An 18,211-nucleotide genomic window follows, 5' to 3' on the forward strand; every position below is an offset into this window, starting at 1 on the left:
CGGGAGGCGGTGGCGGCCGAGCTCGCGGCGGCGGCCGCAGCCCGGGCGTCCCGGCAGGCCTCGCCGCTGGTCCGCCGGGCCGACGTCCGCGACCGGGTGGCCGCGGTGACCGAGGCCGACACCCGCCGCGACAGCCCTTCCGACGTCCGGCTGGCCGCCCAGCAGGAGCACCTCGGGCTGCCGCTGCTGCCGACCACGACGATCGGCTCGTTCCCCCAGACCACCGGGCTGCGGACCGCCCGCGCCGCGCTGCGCCGTGGCGAGCTCGACCAGGCCGGCTACGACGCCGCGATGCGCACCGAGATCGACCGGGTGATCGCGCTGCAGACCGACCTCCGGCTGGACGTGCTGGTGCACGGTGAACCCGAGCGCAACGACATGGTCCAGTACTTCGCCGAGCTGCTCGACGGGTTCCTTCCCACCGAGCAGGGGTGGGTGCAGTCCTACGGCAGCCGCTACGTGCGTCCGCCGATCGTGGTGGGTGACGTGACCCGTCCGGCCCCGATGACGGTGGGCTGGAGCAGCTACGCCCGTGAGGCCGCCGGCGGACGTCCGGTCAAGGGGATGCTCACCGGGCCGGTGACCATGCTGGCCTGGTCGTTCGGGCGCGACGACCTCGGCGCCGAGGAGACCGCGACCCAGATCGCGCTGGCGCTGCGGGACGAGGTGGCCGACCTCGAGCGGGCCGGGATCGACATCATCCAGGTGGACGAGCCGGCGCTGCGCGAGACGCTGCCGCTGCGGGCCGCCGACCGTCCGGCCTACCTGGACTGGGCGGTGCGGGCCTTCCAGCTGACCACCGCCGGGGTGGCCGACCGCACCCAGGTGCACACCCACATGTGCTACGCCGAGTTCGGCGAGATCCTCGGCGCGATCACCGCGATGGACGCCGACGTGATCAGCCTGGAGGCGGCCCGTTCGCGGATGGAGGTCGTGGGCGACCTGGCCGCGGCGCACTACCCCAACGCGGTCGGCCCGGGGGTGTGGGACATCCACTCCCCGCGGGTGCCGTCGGTGGCCGAGGTGGTGGAGTCGCTCACCCTCGCCCTGGACGGCGGCATCCCCGCCGAACGGCTCTGGGTCAACCCCGACTGCGGGTTGAAGACCCGCCGCTACGCCGAGGTGGAGCCGTCCCTGCGCCACCTGGTCGAGGCCGCCCGCGCCGTCCGGGACCGCCTCGCCACCTGACCCCCGCCCCCGCCCCGCCCCTGCCCCTGCCGCGAGTGTGGTCAACCCGTCGTTCTCCCTGACCGCGGAACGACGATCCGGCCACACTCGCGGCCGGAGGGCCGGGAGGCCCGGGCTGGGAGGCCCGGGCCGGGAGGCGTCGGGAGGTTCAGAGCCAGTCGACGTGGGGCGCGACCAGGGTGTAGCCGACGAAGGCGGCGACGTCGAGCAGGGTGTGGGCGACCACCAGCGGCCAGACCCGGCGCCAGCGCAGGAACACCAGGCCGAGGATGAGCCCCATCAGGACGTTGCCGGCGAAACCGCCGAACCCCTGGTACAGGTGGTAGCTGCCGCGCACCAGCGCCGAGGTGAGCAGCACCGCGACCCACGACCAGCCCTTCTCCCGCAGCCGGCCGAAGAGGTAGCCGACCACCACCACCTCCTCGAGCAGGCCGTTGGCGAAGGCGGCCAGCACCAGCACCGGCACCGTCCACCAGGCGGCGGTGAGGTTGGCCGGCGCGACGGTGGTGTTGAACCCGAGCTCGCGGGCGAGCAGGTAGAAGCCCAGCCCGGGGATGCCGATGCCGGCCGCGAGCCCGAGCCCGACCACCGCGTCCCGCAGCGGGTGGCGGCGGTCCAGCCCCATCCCCGACCAGCCCCAGCGCCCCGGGCGGACCCACAGCAGGTAGAGCGCCAGGGCGACCGGCACCGCGAGGAAGACGTTGTTGGCCAGCTGGTAGGCCAGGTCGAGCCAGGGCCGGTCCGGGACGGCGGAGGTGTTCATCGACGTCGTCTGCTGGTTGAGCGGTTCGGGACGGGTCAGCTTCTCGGTCAGGCTGAGCACCGAGTACACCGCCGACTGCCCCAGCGAGAGCGCGAGCACGACCAGCACCTCCAGCCCCCAGCGCGGTCGGGTGGAGGACACGGGCGTCTCGAGCACGTCGTCGTTCTACCACCCGCGCACCACCGCGCCGGTCCGCGAAGGGCAGCCTCTCCGTAGAAGTGTTCGGCCAGGCTCAGCACGCTGGCAGGCCGCGCGCGGCGCCCACTAGCGTCCTCGCCATGACCTCCTCACGCTTCGTCGAGCAGCTGAACGAGCAGATCGGCCACGAGTTCGGCGCCTCCCAGCAGTACGTCGCCTGCGCCGTCCACTACGCCGCCCAGACGATGCCGCAGATGGCTGGCTTCTTCTACCGCCAGGCGATGGAGGAGCGCGAGCACGCCATGATGATGGTGCAGTTCCTGCTCGACACCGGCGCCCCGGTGCGCATCCCCGGTGCGGAGACCCCGCAGACGACCTTCGCCGACGTCACCGAGCCGGTCGCGCTGGCGCTGGCGCAGGAGAAGCGGGTCACCGAGCAGATCCACGCCCTCACCCGCACCGCGCGGGAGGAGCAGGACCTCGCCGCCGAGCAGTTCATGCAGTGGTTCATCAAGGAGCAGGTGGAGGAGGTCTCCACCATGGGTGCCCTGCTGGCGGTGACCACCCGCGCCACCGACGTCGACACGGTCGAGGAGTGGGTGGCCCGCGAGCACTCCGGGGAGCACCACGACCCCACCGCTCCCCCGGTCGCCGGCGAGTGAGCGCCGGGCCCGGGGCGACGTCCGGCGGCCGGGCGCCGCGATACCCGGTCGTGCTGTTCGACTTCGACGGCACCCTCGGCGACAGCATCGAGCTGATCGTCGCCTCCACCCGGCACGCGCTGTCCACCGTGGTGGGCATCGAGGTCGACGACCGCGCCGCCCGGGCCTGGATCGGACGTCCGCTGCGGGAGGTGCTCGAGGAGCAGCACCCCGAGCGCGCCGAGGAGATCCTCGCCGCCTACCTGGAGTGGAACCTGGCCCACCATGACGAGCTGATCCGGGAGGTGCCGGGCGTGCCGGAGCTGCTGGACGCGCTGCACGCCGCCGGGGTGCGGACCGCGGTGGTGTCGTCCAAGCGGATCGAGACGGTCCGGCTCGGGCTGGACGTCCTGGGCCTGTCCGGGCGCCTCCCCGACGTGGTCGGCCAGGAGGACACCACCGTCCACAAGCCGGGCCCGGACCCGCTGCTGCTGGCCGCCTCCCGGATGGGCGTCGACCCGTCCGAGTGCGTCTACGTCGGCGACGCGGTGGTGGACGTCGCCGCCGCCCGCGCCGCCCAGATGGCCGCCGTCGCCGTCACCTGGGGCGCCGGGACGCCCGAGGACCTGCGCGCCGCCGGTGCGGACGAGCTCGTCGACGACGTCCCCGCCCTGGCTCGCGTGCTGGGCGTCGCGCTGCCTGGCTGAGCGCCGCGTCCGGCCGGTCTGCGACGATCGCGGGGTGGCGGTGCTGTTCCTCGTGGTGGGGCTGCCGGGTGCGGGCAAGACCACCCGGGCCCGCGAGCTCGCGGCGGCGCACCGCGCGCTGCGGTTCACCCCCGACACCTGGATGATCCCGCTGTTCGGCGGGTCCGAGGCCGGCGGCAAGCGCGACGTGCTGGAGGGACGTCTGGTCGCGACCGCGCTGGACGCGCTGCGCGTCGGCACCAGCGTCGTCCTCGACTTCGGCTTCTGGGGACGTGAGGAGCGTGCGGCCCTGCACTGGCTCGCCCGCTCGCTGGGGGCCCGCTGCGAGACGGTCTACCTCCCCGTCGACCGCGAGACCCAGCGGCAGCGCATCCGCCACCGCTGGGAGCAGACACCGCACGACACCTACCCGATCAGCGACGACGAGCTCGACCGCTGGCGGGCCCAGTTCGAGCCGCCGGACGAGGCCGAGCTCGCCGGCCGCCTGCCCGACACCCCACCCCCGCCGTGGGGGTCCTGGTCGGAGTGGACCGCTTCGCGGTGGCCCACGTCGCTGGGCTGAGTCGGACCGGGCGCGGGCTCCGACCACCGTGGTGTCGGAGCCCGCGCCAGCCCCTCACCTCTACTCGACGGCGAGAGCCGCCTCGGCCGGTCGGCCACGTGTCACACGCCACGCGGGGAGGAGCATGGCAGCGAGCGTCAGCACGATGGTCCATGCGGTGATGCCCACGAACATCGCCGGGGAGCCCGCCGGCACCACCGAGTCGAGGCGCTTGAGACTCACCGGTACCAGGATCGCCAGCGCAGCAGCGGTGCCCAGGGCGATACCGCTCACAGAGACGAGCGCGCCCTCCAGGCCGACCATCCGCATCACCTGGACCCGGGTCGCCCCGGCGAGACGTTGCAACCCGAACTCCCGCCGACGCGCTGTCATGCTCGACGCCAAGGTGTTGACCACCGTGATCGCCGCGTAGCCGGCGATCATGAGCACCATGACGTAGATGGCGAAGGAGGCGGTCCGCTTCTGCTCGTCGTACTCGGCGAACAGGACGTCACGACCCTCGACAGCCAGCCCCTCCCCGGCCGGGATCATCGCCGCCAGGTTCGACACCAGCTGCTCGGAGGTGGTGCCGGGATCCCCGGTGACCAGGATGCGCGTCGAGACGCCCTCGGTCGTGCGGGCAGCGAGCGTGTCGACCGGGAGCAGCAGCGTGTCGTCGTCCTCCTGCGCGGAGAACAGCGCCGCCACCCGCAGGTCGAGCGTGGTGCCGTCCCCCATCCGCAGCGTGACCACGTCCCCGACGCCGACACCCAGCCGGGCGGCGTGCTGGTCGCCGAGGGCCAGCGTGTCGCCGTGGAGCGTGCTGAGGCTGCCTGCCGTGACGTCGACGGGCGTGGTGGCCTCAGCGCCCTCGGCCGTGACGCCCTGCAGGGTCCAGCCCTCGTTCGCCGGCGAGCTGTCCGCGGGGGCCTCGATGAAGCCGGTGCTGCTGGCGTAGGCAGAGGCGCCTGCCACGCCCGGTACGGTGCTGACCGCTCGGACCAGGCCCGGGTCGACTCCGGTCGGGACGCTGACCACGGCGTCGGCGAGGAGGTTGTCGGTGAAGCCGCGCCGGTCGGCGACGTCGTTGGTCGTCTGCATGTACAGCATCCCGGTGGACACGGCGGTCAGCAGGATGACCGGCGCCAGCGCTGCCGCCATCCTCCCGCCGCGGCCCCGTGCGTTGAGCACCGCCAGCTCTCCGGTCACACCACCCAGAGCCCGCACCGGCCACTGCACCAGGAAGGTGGCGCCCTTCATCAGCACCGGTGCCAGCAGGGAGGCACCGATGGCGAGGAGGATGACGGCCGGTGCCCCCGTGGCCGGCGTGAGCGGTCCGCTCATCACCGAGGTGGTGACCACGGTCAGCGCGATCCCGGCGACGAGGACCACCCCGGCCAGCAGCAGCCGTCCGCGGCCGATCAGCCGGCCGTCGACGGAGACCTCCGTCAGCGCCTGCGCGGGCTTGATCTGCGCGGCCCTCCTCCCGGCTCCGAGGGCACCGGCCAGGGCCGCGACGACGGCCACCGCCATCGCGGCCACGGTGGGGACCCAGCCCTGGCGGAAGGCGAGGCCCTCCGCGGCGATCCCCTGGTCAGCCAGCAGGTCGAACACGAGCCGACCCACGAGCTGTCCCGGGACGACGGCGGCGGCGGTGGCGACCAGGGAGAGCAGCAGCGTCTCCCTCGAGATCAGCCGCCGGATCTGACGGGGGGTCGCCCCCACCGCCCTCAGCAGCCCCAGGTCCTGCTGGCGCTGGGTGATGGAGAGCGCCAGCATGGACGCCACCCCGAAGACCGACACCAGGATGGCGAAGGCGGTGAACACCCCGGCCAGGGCCATCACGGTGACGCCGCTGGCCTGCGCCCCACGCAGCTCGGCCTGCCCCCGTTCGTCACCGACCAGGGTGACGGCGCCCGCGTCCAGCTCGGCGTCGATCCGCTGCTCGAGCCCGGCGAGGTCGACCCCCGGCTCGGCCACCACGCCCACGGCGTCGATCTTGCCCGCGGGAGGGGCACCCTCGAAGACGAACCCCTCGGTCTCGCGGACCCCCGGAAGTGCAGCGATCGTGTCCACCAGAGCGGCATCGACCCGGACCCGCTCCGGCAGGATCGGAGGCTCGTCGGGGTCGCCCCCGGCGTCGTGGTACTGCTGGTCACCGGCCACGACGACGTCGGCGGAGGCGGTCTGCAACGGTGGGACGGCGGTGCGGACACCCGTCTCGATCAGCCCACCGCAGGCCATCATGATGATGGCTGCGAAGAACATCGCGAGGAACGCCGCAGCGAACATCCCTGCGCGATGGCGCAGGGTGCGAAGAGCGAGCTGCACCATCAGCTCTGCCCCCCTCGAGCAGCGCCCACCCGCGGAAGCAGCTGCTCGTCGGCGAATGCACCCAGCCGGGTCATCCGCTCGGCCACGGACTCAGCCGTCGGCGAGTGCAGCTCACCGGCCAGCCGCCCGTCGGCGAGGAAGAGGACCCGGTCGGCGTAGGACGCAGCGACCGGGTCGTGGGTCACCATCACGATGGTCTGGCCGGTCGCCGCCGAGTCCTGCAGCAGCGTGAGGACGTCCCGCGCGCTCCGGGTGTCCAGCGAACCGGTCGGCTCGTCGGCGAAGATGACGGCGGGGTCGCTGATCAACGCCCGGGCGATGGCCACCCGCTGCTGCTGCCCGCCGGACAGCTCCGCCGGGCGGTGGTTGGTCCGCTGTGCCAGGCCGACCTGCGTGAGGACCTGCGTCACCCGGGCCCGGGACACCTTCCGCCCGCCGAGACGGAGCGGGAGCGTCACGTTCTGCCTCACGGTCAGCACCGGCAGCAGGTTGAACGACTGGAACACGAAGCCGACCCGGTCCCGCCGCAGCACCGTCAGCTCCGTCTCATCCATCGTGCTGAGCTCCTGGTCCTCCAGCAGCACCGAACCGGACGTCGGCTGGTCCAGTCCCGCCGCGCACTGCAGCAGCGTGCTCTTCCCCGATCCGGACGGCCCCATGATGGCCGTGAACGTCCCGCGCCCGAACCGGGTCGTCACCTCCTCCAGCGCCACCACCTGGTTGGCCCGTCGGCCATAGACCTTGCTGACCTCTGTCAGCCGAACTGCATCGGTGTTCCCGACTTCCCTCAACGTCTCGTCCCTACCGCTGTGCCGTCCCACCCGGTGCGGGACGATCCAGCCACCAATCTGTCCTCCGGGGCGCCGCCGGCACATCGTCAGCCGGGACCGTCCTCGCCTGGTGCAGACGCACCATGTCGGCCCCGCTCCTGGTGCAGACGCACGACGACGCGTGCCCCACGGCACGCCAGACCCGTCTCGTAACCTGAGCCCGTGCTGCGCCGGGGTTCGCGAGGGATGACATGAGCGCGTCCCGGCCCAGCGCGGGCGAGCCCTCGACCGCCGGCTCTCCTCGTCCGGACGCAGGGGCGACCGTCCGCCCGCGGGTCCCCACCACCCCGCGAGAGCGGCGGGTGGTGCTCGAGGGAGCAGTCGTCGCGGCGGCGTTCGTGCTCTGCCTGCTCGGTGGCCTGCTGCACGCCGACGACACACTGGCAGCGCCGCCGCCCCAGACCTACCTCCTGGCGGCTGCCTCCTCAGCGGTGCTGCCGGCGCGGCGCCGCGCTCCCGTCGCGACGATGTTCCTGACGACCGCGTTCGGCATGCTCGCGGCCCCGATCGGGTTGCTGCCCACCCCTCTGCTGCTCGCCCCCACCGCCATCAGCGCCTATGCGCTCGCCGTCCGCAGCGAGGGACGGGCGGCGGCTGCGGTCCTGTTCTCCTCGGCAGCGCTCCTGGTGGCCGTCACCCCCTTCTTCGAGGCCCACTTCTCCTGGGAGGACACCGGTCGCCTGCTCACCGTGGGCGCATCGCCGCTCGTGGCAGCCGCCTTCGGGCGCTCCGCGCGGCACCGGCGCGCCTACGTCGCGGTGATGGCGGAGCGGGCGCGCCGGGCCGAGGAGACCAGGGAGAGCGAGGCGCGCCAGCGGGTCGTCGAGGAGCGCATCCGCATCGCCCGTGAGCTGCACGACCTGGTCGCCCACCAGATCACCCTGGCCAACGCGCAGGCTGTGGTGGCCGCCCACCTCTTCGACACCCGTCCGGAGCAGACCCGGACCAGCCTGGAGGAGCTGGTGAGGACCACCCGCCACGCCCTCGACGAGCTCCGAGCCGCAGTCGGCCTGCTCCGTCAGCCCGACGACGCGCCCACACCCACCGACCCGGCTCCGGGGCTGGCCCAGGTGCCCGCCCTGCTGCAGTCCTTCCGACGTGCGGGCCTCCGTGTCCCGGTGCGCGAGGACGGTACGGCGACGCCCCTCCCACCGGCCACGGACCTGACCGCCTACCGCGTCATCCAGGAGGCCCTCACCAACGTGACCAAGCACGCCGCCGTCGGCAGCGCCGAGGTGCACCTCACCTGGAGCGGCGACCAGCTCACCATCACCGTCACCGATGCCGGTCGCGGCTCCCTGGAGCGGCCAGGCCACGCGCCCGGCTACGGTCTGATCGGGATGCGCGAGCGGGTCACCGCGGTCGGCGGCAGCCTCGTCGCGACCAGTCCGCCGGAGGGCGGCTTCCTGGTCTCCGCCCAGCTGCCTCTGCCCGGAGCGACCCCGAGCACCGCCGGAGCGACCGGCAGCGAGAACCACCGACCGACAGCGAGCACCGATGACTGACCACCCGACCGGCGAGCGGCACAGCACCGACGGAGGGGAACCGGGCGCCCTGCGGGTGCTCCTCGCCGACGACCAGACGCTGCTGCGCGGCGCCTTCCGCACCCTCCTCGACAGCGCTGACGACATCACCGTCATCGGCGAGGCCGGCAACGGCCGCGAGGCGGTGCGCCTGACCCGCGAGCTCCACCCGGATGTGGTGATCATGGACATCCAGATGCCGGACGTGGACGGTCTCACCGCCACCGCGGAGATCTGCGCCGATCCGGCGCTGCATGCCAGCCGGGTGCTGATCCTGACCACCTACGAGACCGATGAGTACATCGCCCAGGCGCTGCGGGCAGGGGCCAGCGGCTTCATCGGCAAGGGCATGCAGGCCGAGGACCTGATCGAGGCCGTGCGCACCATCGCCGCCGGCGAGGCGCTCCTCTCCCCGACCGCGACCCGCTCCCTGGTGACCCAGTTCCTCGCCGCACCGACCAGCCCGCCACCACGCCAGCCGCAACAGCTGGCGGCGCTCACCCCGCGGGAGCGCGAGATGGTCGGCCTGGTCGCCACCGGCCTGTCCAACCTGGAGATCGCCGACCGGATGTACCTCAGCCCCTTCACCGTCCGAGCCCACGTCCAGCGCGCGATGACGAAGCTGGAGGCCCGCGACCGTGCCCAGCTCGTCGTCATCGCCTACCAGACCGGCCTCGCCCGCCCCGCGTGACCGGGGCCGGGATGGGTCGGGGCCCGGGGTGACGGATCTCGACGGTCGGTCGGTGCGGCTCAGCGCTTGCTGACCAGCCCCCGCAGGAAGAGCGCGAGGTTGGACGGCTTCTCCGCCATGCGGCGCACCATGTAGCCGTACCAGTCCGTCCCGTACGGCAGGTAGACCCGCACCGGGTGCCCCGCGGCGACCAGCCGGCGCTGCTCCTCGGGGCGGATGCCGTGCAGCATCTGGTACTCCCAGGAGTCCTGCGCGCGGTGGTTGCGGGTGGCGAGGTCGGCGGCGATGGCGATCAGCCGTGGGTCGTGGGTGGCGACCATCGGACGTCCCGCGCCCTCCATCAGCACCCGCAGGCAGCGCACGTAGGAGCGGTCGACGTCGTGGCCCTGGTAGGCCACCGACTCCGGCTCGGAGTAGGCGCCCTTGCACAGCCGCACCCGCGAGCCGCTGCCGGCCAGCCGCTCGCAGTCGGCCTCGCTGCGGTGCAGGTAGGACTGGATGACGCAGCCGGTGCTGGGGTGGGTGCGGCGCAGCTCGGCGACGATGGCCAGCGTCGAGTCGGTGGTGGTGTGGTCCTCCATGTCGATGGTGACGTCGGAGCCGACGGCCCGGGCGGCGGCGCAGATCGTCGACGCGTGCTCCAGCGCCAGCTGCTCGCCGCTGCCGGGCAGCAGCTGCCCGATCGCGCTGAGCTTGACCGACACCTCCACCGAGGACGCCAGCCCAGTCTCCGACAGCCGGGAGAGCAGGTCGAGGTAGGCCAGCGCCACCTGCTCGGCCTGGTCCGCGGCCCGGGTGTCCTCACCGAGGTGGTCGACGCTGACCTGCAGGCCCTGCCCGACGAGGGTGCGGCTGACCCGCAGCGCGTCCTCGGCGTCCTCCCCGGCGATGAACCGCTCGACCACCCCGCGGGTCACCCCGACCCGGAGCGCGGCGTCCTTGATCGCCTCGTTCCGGGCCGCCTTCAGCAGCAGCGTCCGCACCATCGCGTCCTCCTGTCGTCTCCTCGACCGGGGTTCAGTCCTGTCCCAGGTGGGTCCGGATGAAGGCCAGCGACTCGGCCAGGTCGAGCTCGCGCTGGGCCCGCGACCCGGACGAGCGGGAGTTGATCTCGAGCACCACGTGCCCGTCGTAGCCGGAGCTCGCCAGGTACTGCAGCAGCTCACCGGCGCGCTGGTCGCCGTAGCCGGGCTTGAGGTGCTCGTCCTTGAACGACCCCTTGCCGTCGGTGACGTGCACGTGGCGCAGCCGGTTGCCCCAGCTCTTGGCCACGTCCAGCGACTGGGTCTGGGCGGTGGAGGCGTGGGAGAGGTCGAGGGTGAGGTACTCGTAGTCGAGCTCGGTGGGGTCCCAACCGGGCATGTAGGCCTTGAACTCACCGCGCGGGGTCCGCCAGGGGTACATGTTCTCCACGCAGAACTTCACCCCGGTCTCCTCGTTCAGCCGGCGCACCCCCGCCTCGAAACCCGAGGCGTAGCCGCGCTGCCAGCGGAACGGCGGGTGCACGACGACCACGTCGGCGCCGAGCTGGACGGCCGCGCGGGCGGAGCGCTCGAGCTTCTCCCACGGGTCGGAGCCCCAGGTGCGCTGGGTGACCAGCAGGGTGGGCGCGTGGATGGAGACCACCGGCACCTGGTGGAAGTCGCGCAGCTTCTCGACCTTGTCGACGTCGGAGGCGACCGGGTCGATGCCGACCATCACCTCCACACCGTCGTAGCCCAGCCGTCCGGCCAGCTCGAACCCGCTGGCGGTGGACTCGGGGTAGACCGAGGACGTCGACAGCGCGACCGTGGGACGGCGGGCCGGGGAAGCAGGGGCGCTCACCCGCGAGACGATAGCGCCAGCGCAGGCGCACGCATCACCGCGCGTCGCCGTCCAGGTGGTCGAGGTAGTTGAGGATGATGCCCTCGCGCAGCGCCCACGGGCAGATGTCGATGACGTCGAAGCCGGCCAGCTCCATCGCCGCCTCGGCCACCACCGCGCCGGCGAGGATCTGGTGCGAGCGGCCCTCGGAGACCCCGGGCAGGTCGGCCCGCTTCTCCGGCTTCATCGTGGCCAGCCGGTCCACCCAGTCGGAGACGTCGGCCAGGGTCAGCCGCCGTGGCACGTAGGGCCCCTCGGATCGCGGGGCGGCGCCGGCGATCCGCGCCAGCGAGCGGAACGTCTTGGACGTCCCCACCGCGCGTTCGAAGGGACCGACCCGCAGCAGCTCACCGACCACCGCACCGACCTCGGCGCGCACGTGCACCCGCATCTTGTCCACCTGCTTGGCGGTGAACCGGCGCGACGTCCGTCCCGCACCGACGGCCACCGAGAGCGCCACGTCGGGGTACTCGTCGCGTCCGGCGGCCAGCTCCAGCGAGCCGCCGCCGATGTCGAGCACCGCGAGGCTGCCGGCCGACCAGCCGAGCCAGCGGCGGACCGCGAGGAAGGTCCAGCGGGCCTCGTCCTCCCCCGACAGCACCTCCAGCCGCACCCCGGTCTCGGCCAGCACCCGCTCGATCACCTCGTCGCAGTTGTCGGCGTCGCGCAGCGCGCTGGTGACGAAGGGCAGCAGCCGGGAGCAGCCGGTCCGGTCGGCGATCTGCTGGGAGTCGCGCACCATCGCGACCAGCGACTCGATCCCGTCGTCGGAGAGCGAGCCGCCGTCGAGGTGCTCGGCCATCCGCAGCTGGCGGGAGTGGGAGGTGGCCGGCACCGGCGCGCCGCCGGAGCGGGCGTCGACCACCAGGAGGTGGACGGTGTTCGAACCGACGTCGAGCACTCCCAGGCGCATGGGCCCCAACGTAGTGGCGCCCGGACGCCGGCCCGCCCGCTCAGCCCCCGGTGGACCGCTCCGGCGGGTTGCCGGTGACGCAGAACACCATCCCGGCCGGGTCGCGCAGCGCGACGAACCCGTCCCCTGGCCACAGCCGCCGCGCCCCGGCCCGCTCCAGCCGGGCGACCTCGGCATCCAGGTCGTCGGTGCCGAGATCGATGTGGGCGCGGGTGGCGTGGCCGGTCTCGTCCTCGCCCAGGCGCTGCAGCAGCAGCTGCACCGGTGAGGACGGGTCGGGGAAGAGCTTGCCGGTGAACTCGGAGTCCGCGCCGCCCCCGTCCCAGCGCCAGCCGGTGGCCTGGCGCCAGAACGCCGTCTCCGCGTCGTGGTGGTCCGGCGGGCAGTCGATGCACACCTGCACCAACCGGGTGCGGTGGCCGTCCGGCCACGTCGTCACCGCCGGGCGCGCCCCCGGCTCCGGCGCACCTGCGCCGACCAGGCAGAACTCCATCCCACCGGGCGAGCGCATCGTCAGCCAGTGCTCGGTCTGCCGGACCACGGTGGCGCCGAGATCGCCGAGCCGGGCCCCTTCGGCGGTCATCTCGTCCACCATCAGGTCGATGTGGATCCGGGCGCCGGCGTCGATCTCCTGCAGGTGCACCCAGCTGGGCGCGCCGCCTGGCGGCTCCAGGCTGCAGAACTCCGGATGGTCGGGCCAGGGCTCCCCGACGGCCCAGCCGAGGGCGCCGGACCAGAAGGCCCGGCCGGCTTCGGCCACCTCGGGCCCGAGGTCGACGATGACGTGCGCGGCTCGCATCCCTGCACGCTAGCCCTCCGGTGCGCCCTATCGTGGGCGGGTGCCCGAGGTGCTGCTGCCGTTCCCGCGGGCGTGGGTGGAGCTGGTCGACCCCGCCGACGCCGACCAGGTCTTCCGCTGCGACCTCACCTGGCTCACCTCGCGCTGGACCTGCCTGTTCGGCTCCACCGCGGGCGGGACGCCGACCGGCGGCTGCCCCGGGATCTACGCCGACCGTCCCGACGACGGCTGCTGCACGCTCGGCGCCCACTTCTCCGCCGACGACGACGAGCGCCGGGTCGCCCAGGCGGTGGCCGCCCTCACCCCCGAGCTGTGGCAGCACGCCCGCCCGGACTGGGTGGAGACCGAGGACGGCGAGCGCAAGACCGCGGTCGTCGACGGCGCCTGCGTGTTCCTCAACCGGCCCGGCTTCCCCGCCGGGGCCGGCTGCGCGCTGCACCTGCTGGCGCTGCGCACCCAGACGCCGGTCACCGAGACCAAGCCCGACGTCTGCTGGCAGCTGCCGATCCGGCGCACCTACCGCGACGTCACCCGCGCCGACGGCACGGAGTACCTCGAGGTGACCATCGGGGAGTACGTCCGCGAGGCGTGGGGGCCGGGCGGGCACGAGCTGGACTGGTACTGCACGTCCAACACCGAGGCCCACGTCGGCACCGAGCCGGTCTACCGCTCCGCCGAGGCCGAGCTGACCGAGCTGATGGGACGTCCGGCCTACGAGGAGCTGGTCGTGCTGTGCGAGCAGGCCGAGGGGTTCCTGCCCCACCCGGCCAGCAGGTGAGGCGCACCTAAGCGACCGGTAGGCACCGGGTCTCGCCACAATGACGGCCATGCACGTCGACCATCTCTCCTTCGCCTGCGGACCCGACGGGCTCTCGGCCACCGCCGACCGGCTCTCCGAGCAGCTGGGGGTGGCCTCCGTCGACGGCGGCTTCCACCCACGGTTCGGCACCCGCAACCGGATCATCCCGCTCAGGGGCCCGCTCTACCTGGAGGTGGTGGAGGTCCTCGACCACCCCGCCTCGGAGAAGGCGCCGTTCGGCCAGGCCGTGCGCGCCCGGTCCGAGCAGGGCGGCGGCTGGCTGGGCTGGGTGGTCCACCTCGACGAGGAGCGGCTCCCGCAGTTCGAGCAGCGGCTGGGACGCGCCGCGGTGGAGGGCCGGCGGGTGCAGCCGGACGGGACGGTGCTGCTGTGGCACCAGCTCGGCGTCAAGGGTCTGCAGAGCGACCCTCAGCTGCCCTTCTTCGTCCACTGGCTCAGCCCCGAGTCCGAGCGGCCGGCGGCGCTGCAGTCCGACGTCGAGCTGGTCGGCATCGAGCTCGCCGGCAGCCCCGAGCGGCTGACCGAGTGGCTCGGCGGCCCGGCCGAGCAGCTGATGCCCGGGATACCGCTGAGCTGGCACCACCCCTCGGGTCAGCCCGGGCTCGCCTCGGCCACCTTCGCCACCCCGACCGGTCTGGTCACCATCTGATGAGCGGCCCGGACGCCCGCGGGGCCCGCTGATGCCGGTGCGGATCCGGCCCGACGTGGCCGCGCTGCCCGTCTACCGCGCCGGACGGCCGCCGCAGGCCGCGCCCGGGCTGACGCCGTACAAGCTGTCGAGCAACGAGAACCCCTACCCGCCGCTTCCCGGGGTGATGGCGGCGGTGCAGGCGGCGGCCGGGGCGATGAACCGCTACCCCGACGCCGGCAACACCGCGATCACCGCCGCGCTGGCCTCCCGGCTGGGGGTCGACGACGAGCAGATCGCCTTCGGCACCGGGTCGGTGGCCGTCCTCTACCAGCTGCTGCAGGCCGTGTGCGGCCCGGGTGATGAGGTGGTGCACGCCTGGCGCTCCTTCGAGGCGTACCCGATCGCGATCCGGCTGCCCGGGGCGGTCGGCGTCGGCGTCCCGCTCACCGACCGGGCCGAGCACGACCTGGAGGCGATGGCCGCCGCGGTCACCGAGCGCACCCGGGCCGTCCTGGTGTGCACGCCGAACAACCCGACCGGGCCGGTGGTGCGCCACGACGAGCTGGTCCGCTTCTGCGAGCGGGTGCCGCGCGACGTCATGGTGGTGGTGGACGAGGCCTACGTGGAGTTCGTCCGCGACCCCGACGCCGCCCGCGGGCTGGACCTGCTGGCCGACTTCGACAACGTGGTCGTGCTGCGGACCTTCTCCAAGGCCTACGGGCTGGCCGGCTTCCGGGTCGGCTACTCCGTCTGCGAGCCCGGGCTGGCTGCGGCCGTCCGGGCGGTGACGCTGCCCTTCGGGGTGTCCTCGGTGGCCCAGTCGGCGGTGCTGGCCTCGCTGGAGGCGGAGGCGGCGCTGCTGGAGCGGGTGGACACCCTGGTGGCGGCCCGGACGTCCCTGCTCGCCGGCCTGCGGGGGCTCGGGCTGGACGTCCCCCACAGCGAGGGCAACTTCGTCTGGCTGCCCGCCGGGGTCCGGACCGCGGAGTGGGCCGCCGAGCTGGAGCGGGCCGCGCTGACCGTCCGACCGTTCCCGCCGACCGGGGACGACCCGGTCGCGCTGGCGGCGGCCGGGCTGCGGGTCACCGTCGGCGAGGACGAGGCCAACGCCCGCGTGCTCGAGGTGGCCGCCCGCTTCGTCTGAGCTCGGTGCGGCTGCAGATCGCGTCCTCGCGCCAGACCCGACCCGAACGCCCTGAGCCTGTCGAAGCGCCGTCCTGGGCCTGTCGACGGGGGCGAGCACGCGACCACCCGCTGCGTGCCCGCCCCCCGACCCGTTCTCAGGCGGCCAGCAGCTCCCGCACCCGCGGGATGACCTGCGTCCCGTAGAGCTCGATGGCGCGGGTGAGCTGCTCGTGCGGCATCGGGCCGTTGCTGTACTTGAGGTCGAACCGGCTGAGCCCCAGCGTCCGGGCCACCCGGGCGATCTTCTGCGCCACCGTCTCGGGCGAGCCGACGAAGACCGCGCCGTCGTCGGCCTCGGCCTCGAACTGGGCCCGGCTGGTCGGGCCCCAGCCGCGTTCGCGGCCGACCCGGTCGCGGTTGGCCTTGAAGTGCGGGAACATCAGCTCCCGCGCCTCCTCGTCGGTGTCGGCCACGAAACCGGGCGAGTGCACGCCCAGCGGCAGCTCCGGACGTCCCAGCTCCCCCAGCGCCCGCCGGTACAGGTCGGCGTAGGGCACGAACCGCTCGGGCTGGCCGCCGATGATGGCCAGCATCATCGGGATGCCGTAGTTGGCGGCGCGGACCACCGACTCCGGCGAGCCGCCGACGCCGATCCAGGCCGGCAGCGTCCCCCGCTCGGTCTTGGGGAACACCTCGGCGTCCAGCGGCGGGCGGAAGGTGCCCTCCCAGCGCACCCGCTCCTCGCTGCGCAGCGCGGCGAACAGGTCGAGCTTCTCGCTGAACAGCGTCTCGTAGTCGGCCAGGTCGTGGCCGAACAGCGGGAACGACTCGGTGAACGAGCCGCGGCCCAGGGTGATCTCGGCCCGGCCGCGGGCGACGGCGTCCAGGGTGGCGAAGCGCTCGTAGACGCGCACCGGGTCGTCGGAGCTGAGCACGGTGACCGCGGTGCCGAGGGTGATCCGCTCGGTCCGGGCGGCGATGGCGGTCAGCACGATGTCGGGCGCGGAGACGGCGTAGTCGTCGCGGTGGTGCTCGCCCACGCCGAAGGCGTCGACGCCGACGCGGTCGGCCAGCACCCCCTGCTCGACCACGTCGCGGATCACCTGCGGGTGCGGCAGCGGACGGCCCTCGGCGTCGACGGTGACGTCGCCGAAGGTGTCGAGACCGAGCTGCAGGTCGGACGGCTGGCTCATGGTGCTCCTCCTGGTCAATGGTTGACCGTTCAACCATATCGGTGCCCCGGTCATTCCGCCGCTGTGCCCAGACCGTCGCTCTGGGACCCGCCGGACCGACGGATCGGCCACCGTCGGCGGTCTCACGTGCCGAGCGGGTTGTGGACGGCGGCGCGGGCGGGCCGCGGGTGTCGGTGGGGCGCTCTACTGTCGGGGCCATGGCGAAGGCGGCGAGGGCGGGGTTCACCTGCAGCGAGTGCGGGTGGAGCAGCGTGCGCTGGGTCGGGCGGTGCGGGGAGTGCCAGACCTGGGGCTCGATGGTCGAGCAGGGCGCACCGAGGCTGAAGGCGGTGCAGAGCGCGGTGCCGACCGCCAAGGCCGTCCCGATCTCCGACGTCGCCGCGGACGCCGCCAGCCGGACGCTGACCGGCATCGGCGAGCTCGACCGGGTGCTCGGCGGCGGGCTGGTGCCCGGGGCGGTGCTGCTGCTGGCCGGGGAGCCCGGGGTCGGCAAGTCCACCCTGCTGCTCGAGGTGGCGGCCCGCTGGGCCGGGGCGGGCCGGCGCACCCTCTACGTCACCGGTGAGGAGTCCGCGGCCCAGGTGCGGCTCCGGGCCGGGCGCACCGGGGCGGTCGTCGACGAGCTCTACCTCGCCGCCGAGACCGACCTGGGCACCGTCCTCGGCCACATCGAGGAGGTCTCGCCCTCGCTGATGGTGCTCGACTCGGTGCAGACCGTCGGGGCCGCGGAGGCGGAGGGCTCCCCGGGCGGGGTCACCCAGATCCGCGAGGTCACCGGCGCGCTGGTGCGGGTCGCGAAACGGCGCGGGATGGCGGTGGTGATCGTCGGCCACGTCACCAAGGACGGCACCATCGCCGGTCCGCGGCTGCTGGAGCACCTGGTCGACGTGGTGCTGGCCTTCGAGGGCGACCGGCACTCCGGTTTCCGGATGGTGCGGGCCACCAAGAACCGCTTCGGCCCCGCCGACGAGGTGGGCTGCTTCGAGATGGCCGAGCAGGGCATCGTCGAGGTGCCCGACCCCTCGGGGCTGTTCACCTCCCAGCACGCCGACCCGGTGCCCGGCACCTGCATCAGCGTGACGATGGAGGGACGCCGCCCGCTGCTGGCCGAGATCCAGGCCCTGGTCGCGCCCTCGGCGCTGCAGGTGCCGCGGCGCACCACGCACGGGCTGGAGAGCGCCCGGGTGTCGATGATCCTGGCCGTGCTGGAGCGCCGCTGCGGTATCCGGCTGAGCAACCGCGACGTCTACGTCTCCACCGTCGGCGGGGCCAAGGTGTCCGACCCGGCGACCGACCTCGCGGTGGCGCTGGCGCTGGCCTCGGCGGCCACCGACCGGCCGGTGCCCACCGGGCTGGTGGCCCTCGGCGAGGTGGGTCTGGCCGGTGAGCTGCGGCGTATCCCCTCGGCCGACCGGCGGGTCGCCGAGGCGGCCCGGCTGGGGTTCACCGCGGCGGTGCTGCCGCCCTCGGGCCGCACCGACGGACGCCCGGCCGCGGGCCGCGCGGAGCCG

At 73.7% G+C, this 18,211-nt stretch carries 18 protein-coding genes; 10 read left to right on the forward strand and 8 right to left on the reverse strand.

What is annotated here, in order from left to right:
• Nucleotides 1–1,188 (forward strand): 5-methyltetrahydropteroyltriglutamate--homocysteine S-methyltransferase (gene metE, locus DVA66_RS05460; protein WP_114559151.1); only part of this gene is annotated, 1,188 nt, incomplete at its 5' end.
• A 148-nt stretch (nt 1,189–1,336) separates the two neighbouring features.
• Here metE and DVA66_RS05465 read toward each other — a convergent pair.
• Nucleotides 1,337–2,107 (reverse strand): CPBP family intramembrane glutamic endopeptidase, encoded by a 771-nt coding sequence (locus DVA66_RS05465; RefSeq protein WP_114559152.1) that lies wholly within the window; start codon nt 2,105–2,107, stop codon nt 1,337–1,339.
• 122 nt (nt 2,108–2,229) lie between these two features.
• Between DVA66_RS05465 and DVA66_RS05470 the strand changes: the two genes are divergently transcribed.
• The 3 genes from DVA66_RS05470 to DVA66_RS05480 are packed head-to-tail and all read left to right on the forward strand — an operon-like array spanning nt 2,230 to nt 3,999.
• A complete protein-coding gene (locus tag DVA66_RS05470) occupies nt 2,230–2,751 on the forward strand; it encodes a ferritin (protein WP_114559153.1) in 522 nt (173 codons plus the stop codon).
• A 50-nt stretch (nt 2,752–2,801) separates the two neighbouring features.
• Nucleotides 2,802–3,437 carry an HAD-IA family hydrolase gene (locus DVA66_RS05475; protein WP_157973852.1) on the forward strand — a complete coding sequence of 212 codons (636 nt, stop codon included), beginning with the start codon at nt 2,802–2,804 and terminating at the stop codon, nt 3,435–3,437.
• 34 nt (nt 3,438–3,471) lie between these two features.
• Nucleotides 3,472–3,999: an AAA family ATPase gene (locus tag DVA66_RS05480; RefSeq protein ID WP_114559155.1), complete on the forward strand. Its 528-nt coding sequence runs from the start codon at nt 3,472–3,474 to the stop codon at nt 3,997–3,999.
• Nucleotides 4,000–4,059: 60 nt separating this feature from the next.
• Here the strand turns inward: DVA66_RS05480 and DVA66_RS05485 are convergent, their stop codons facing one another.
• On the reverse strand, nt 4,060–6,270 hold the full coding sequence (locus DVA66_RS05485; protein WP_232821787.1) for an ABC transporter permease: 2,211 nt from the start codon (nt 6,268–6,270) through the stop codon (nt 4,060–4,062).
• Nucleotides 6,271–6,311: 41 nt separating this feature from the next.
• Complete coding sequence (locus DVA66_RS05490) at nt 6,312–7,103, reverse strand: ABC transporter ATP-binding protein (RefSeq protein WP_232821788.1); 792 nt, start codon at nt 7,101–7,103, stop codon at nt 6,312–6,314.
• Between the two features lie 230 nt (nt 7,104–7,333).
• Here DVA66_RS05490 and DVA66_RS05495 point away from each other — a divergent pair, with 230 nt between their 5' ends.
• On the forward strand, nt 7,334–8,647 hold the full coding sequence (locus tag DVA66_RS05495; RefSeq protein ID WP_114559158.1) for a sensor histidine kinase: 1,314 nt from the start codon (nt 7,334–7,336) through the stop codon (nt 8,645–8,647).
• Nucleotides 8,640–9,356, forward strand: coding sequence for a response regulator (locus DVA66_RS05500; protein ID WP_114559159.1), 717 nt, complete (start codon nt 8,640–8,642; stop codon nt 9,354–9,356). The genes DVA66_RS05495 and DVA66_RS05500 overlap by 8 nt, the downstream gene beginning before the upstream one ends.
• Before the next feature lie 59 nt (nt 9,357–9,415).
• Here the strand turns inward: DVA66_RS05500 and DVA66_RS05505 are convergent, their stop codons facing one another.
• The 4 genes from DVA66_RS05505 to DVA66_RS05520 are packed head-to-tail and all read right to left on the reverse strand — an operon-like array spanning nt 9,416 to nt 12,931.
• Nucleotides 9,416–10,342, reverse strand: coding sequence for a proline dehydrogenase family protein (locus DVA66_RS05505; RefSeq protein WP_114559160.1), 927 nt, complete (start codon nt 10,340–10,342; stop codon nt 9,416–9,418).
• Nucleotides 10,343–10,373: 31 nt separating this feature from the next.
• Nucleotides 10,374–11,180, reverse strand: coding sequence for a sugar phosphate isomerase/epimerase family protein (locus DVA66_RS05510; RefSeq protein WP_114559161.1), 807 nt, complete (start codon nt 11,178–11,180; stop codon nt 10,374–10,376).
• 34 nt (nt 11,181–11,214) lie between these two features.
• Entirely contained in the window at nt 11,215–12,132 is a 918-nt protein-coding gene (locus DVA66_RS05515; RefSeq protein ID WP_114559162.1) for a Ppx/GppA phosphatase family protein, read from the reverse strand.
• A gap of 40 nt (nt 12,133–12,172) precedes the next feature.
• Nucleotides 12,173–12,931, reverse strand: a complete 759-nt coding sequence (locus tag DVA66_RS05520; RefSeq protein ID WP_114559163.1) for a VOC family protein — start codon at nt 12,929–12,931, stop codon at nt 12,173–12,175.
• Nucleotides 12,932–12,971: 40 nt separating this feature from the next.
• On the opposite strand from DVA66_RS05520, the gene DVA66_RS05525 reads away from it, so the two are divergent.
• The 3 genes from DVA66_RS05525 to hisC are packed head-to-tail and all read left to right on the forward strand — an operon-like array spanning nt 12,972 to nt 15,526.
• Nucleotides 12,972–13,709 carry a hypothetical protein gene (locus DVA66_RS05525; protein ID WP_198671509.1) on the forward strand — a complete coding sequence of 246 codons (738 nt, stop codon included), beginning with the start codon at nt 12,972–12,974 and terminating at the stop codon, nt 13,707–13,709.
• Between the two features lie 49 nt (nt 13,710–13,758).
• Nucleotides 13,759–14,400: a VOC family protein gene (locus tag DVA66_RS05530; RefSeq protein ID WP_114559164.1), complete on the forward strand. Its 642-nt coding sequence runs from the start codon at nt 13,759–13,761 to the stop codon at nt 14,398–14,400.
• Nucleotides 14,401–14,431: 31 nt separating this feature from the next.
• Nucleotides 14,432–15,526 (forward strand): histidinol-phosphate transaminase, encoded by a 1,095-nt coding sequence (gene hisC, locus DVA66_RS05535; protein ID WP_114559165.1) that lies wholly within the window; start codon nt 14,432–14,434, stop codon nt 15,524–15,526.
• 136 nt (nt 15,527–15,662) lie between these two features.
• Here the strand turns inward: hisC and DVA66_RS05540 are convergent, their stop codons facing one another.
• Nucleotides 15,663–16,700 (reverse strand): LLM class flavin-dependent oxidoreductase, encoded by a 1,038-nt coding sequence (locus DVA66_RS05540; RefSeq protein WP_114559166.1) that lies wholly within the window; start codon nt 16,698–16,700, stop codon nt 15,663–15,665.
• Nucleotides 16,701–16,897: 197 nt separating this feature from the next.
• Here DVA66_RS05540 and radA point away from each other — a divergent pair.
• Nucleotides 16,898–18,211: DNA repair protein RadA (radA, locus tag DVA66_RS05545; protein WP_114559167.1), on the forward strand; the 1,314-nt coding region annotated here is incomplete at its 3' end.

Origin of the sequence: Desertihabitans aurantiacus, from assembly GCF_003344635.1 — a bacterium.
GTDB classification, from domain to species: domain Bacteria; phylum Actinomycetota; class Actinomycetes; order Propionibacteriales; family Propionibacteriaceae; genus Desertihabitans; species Desertihabitans aurantiacus.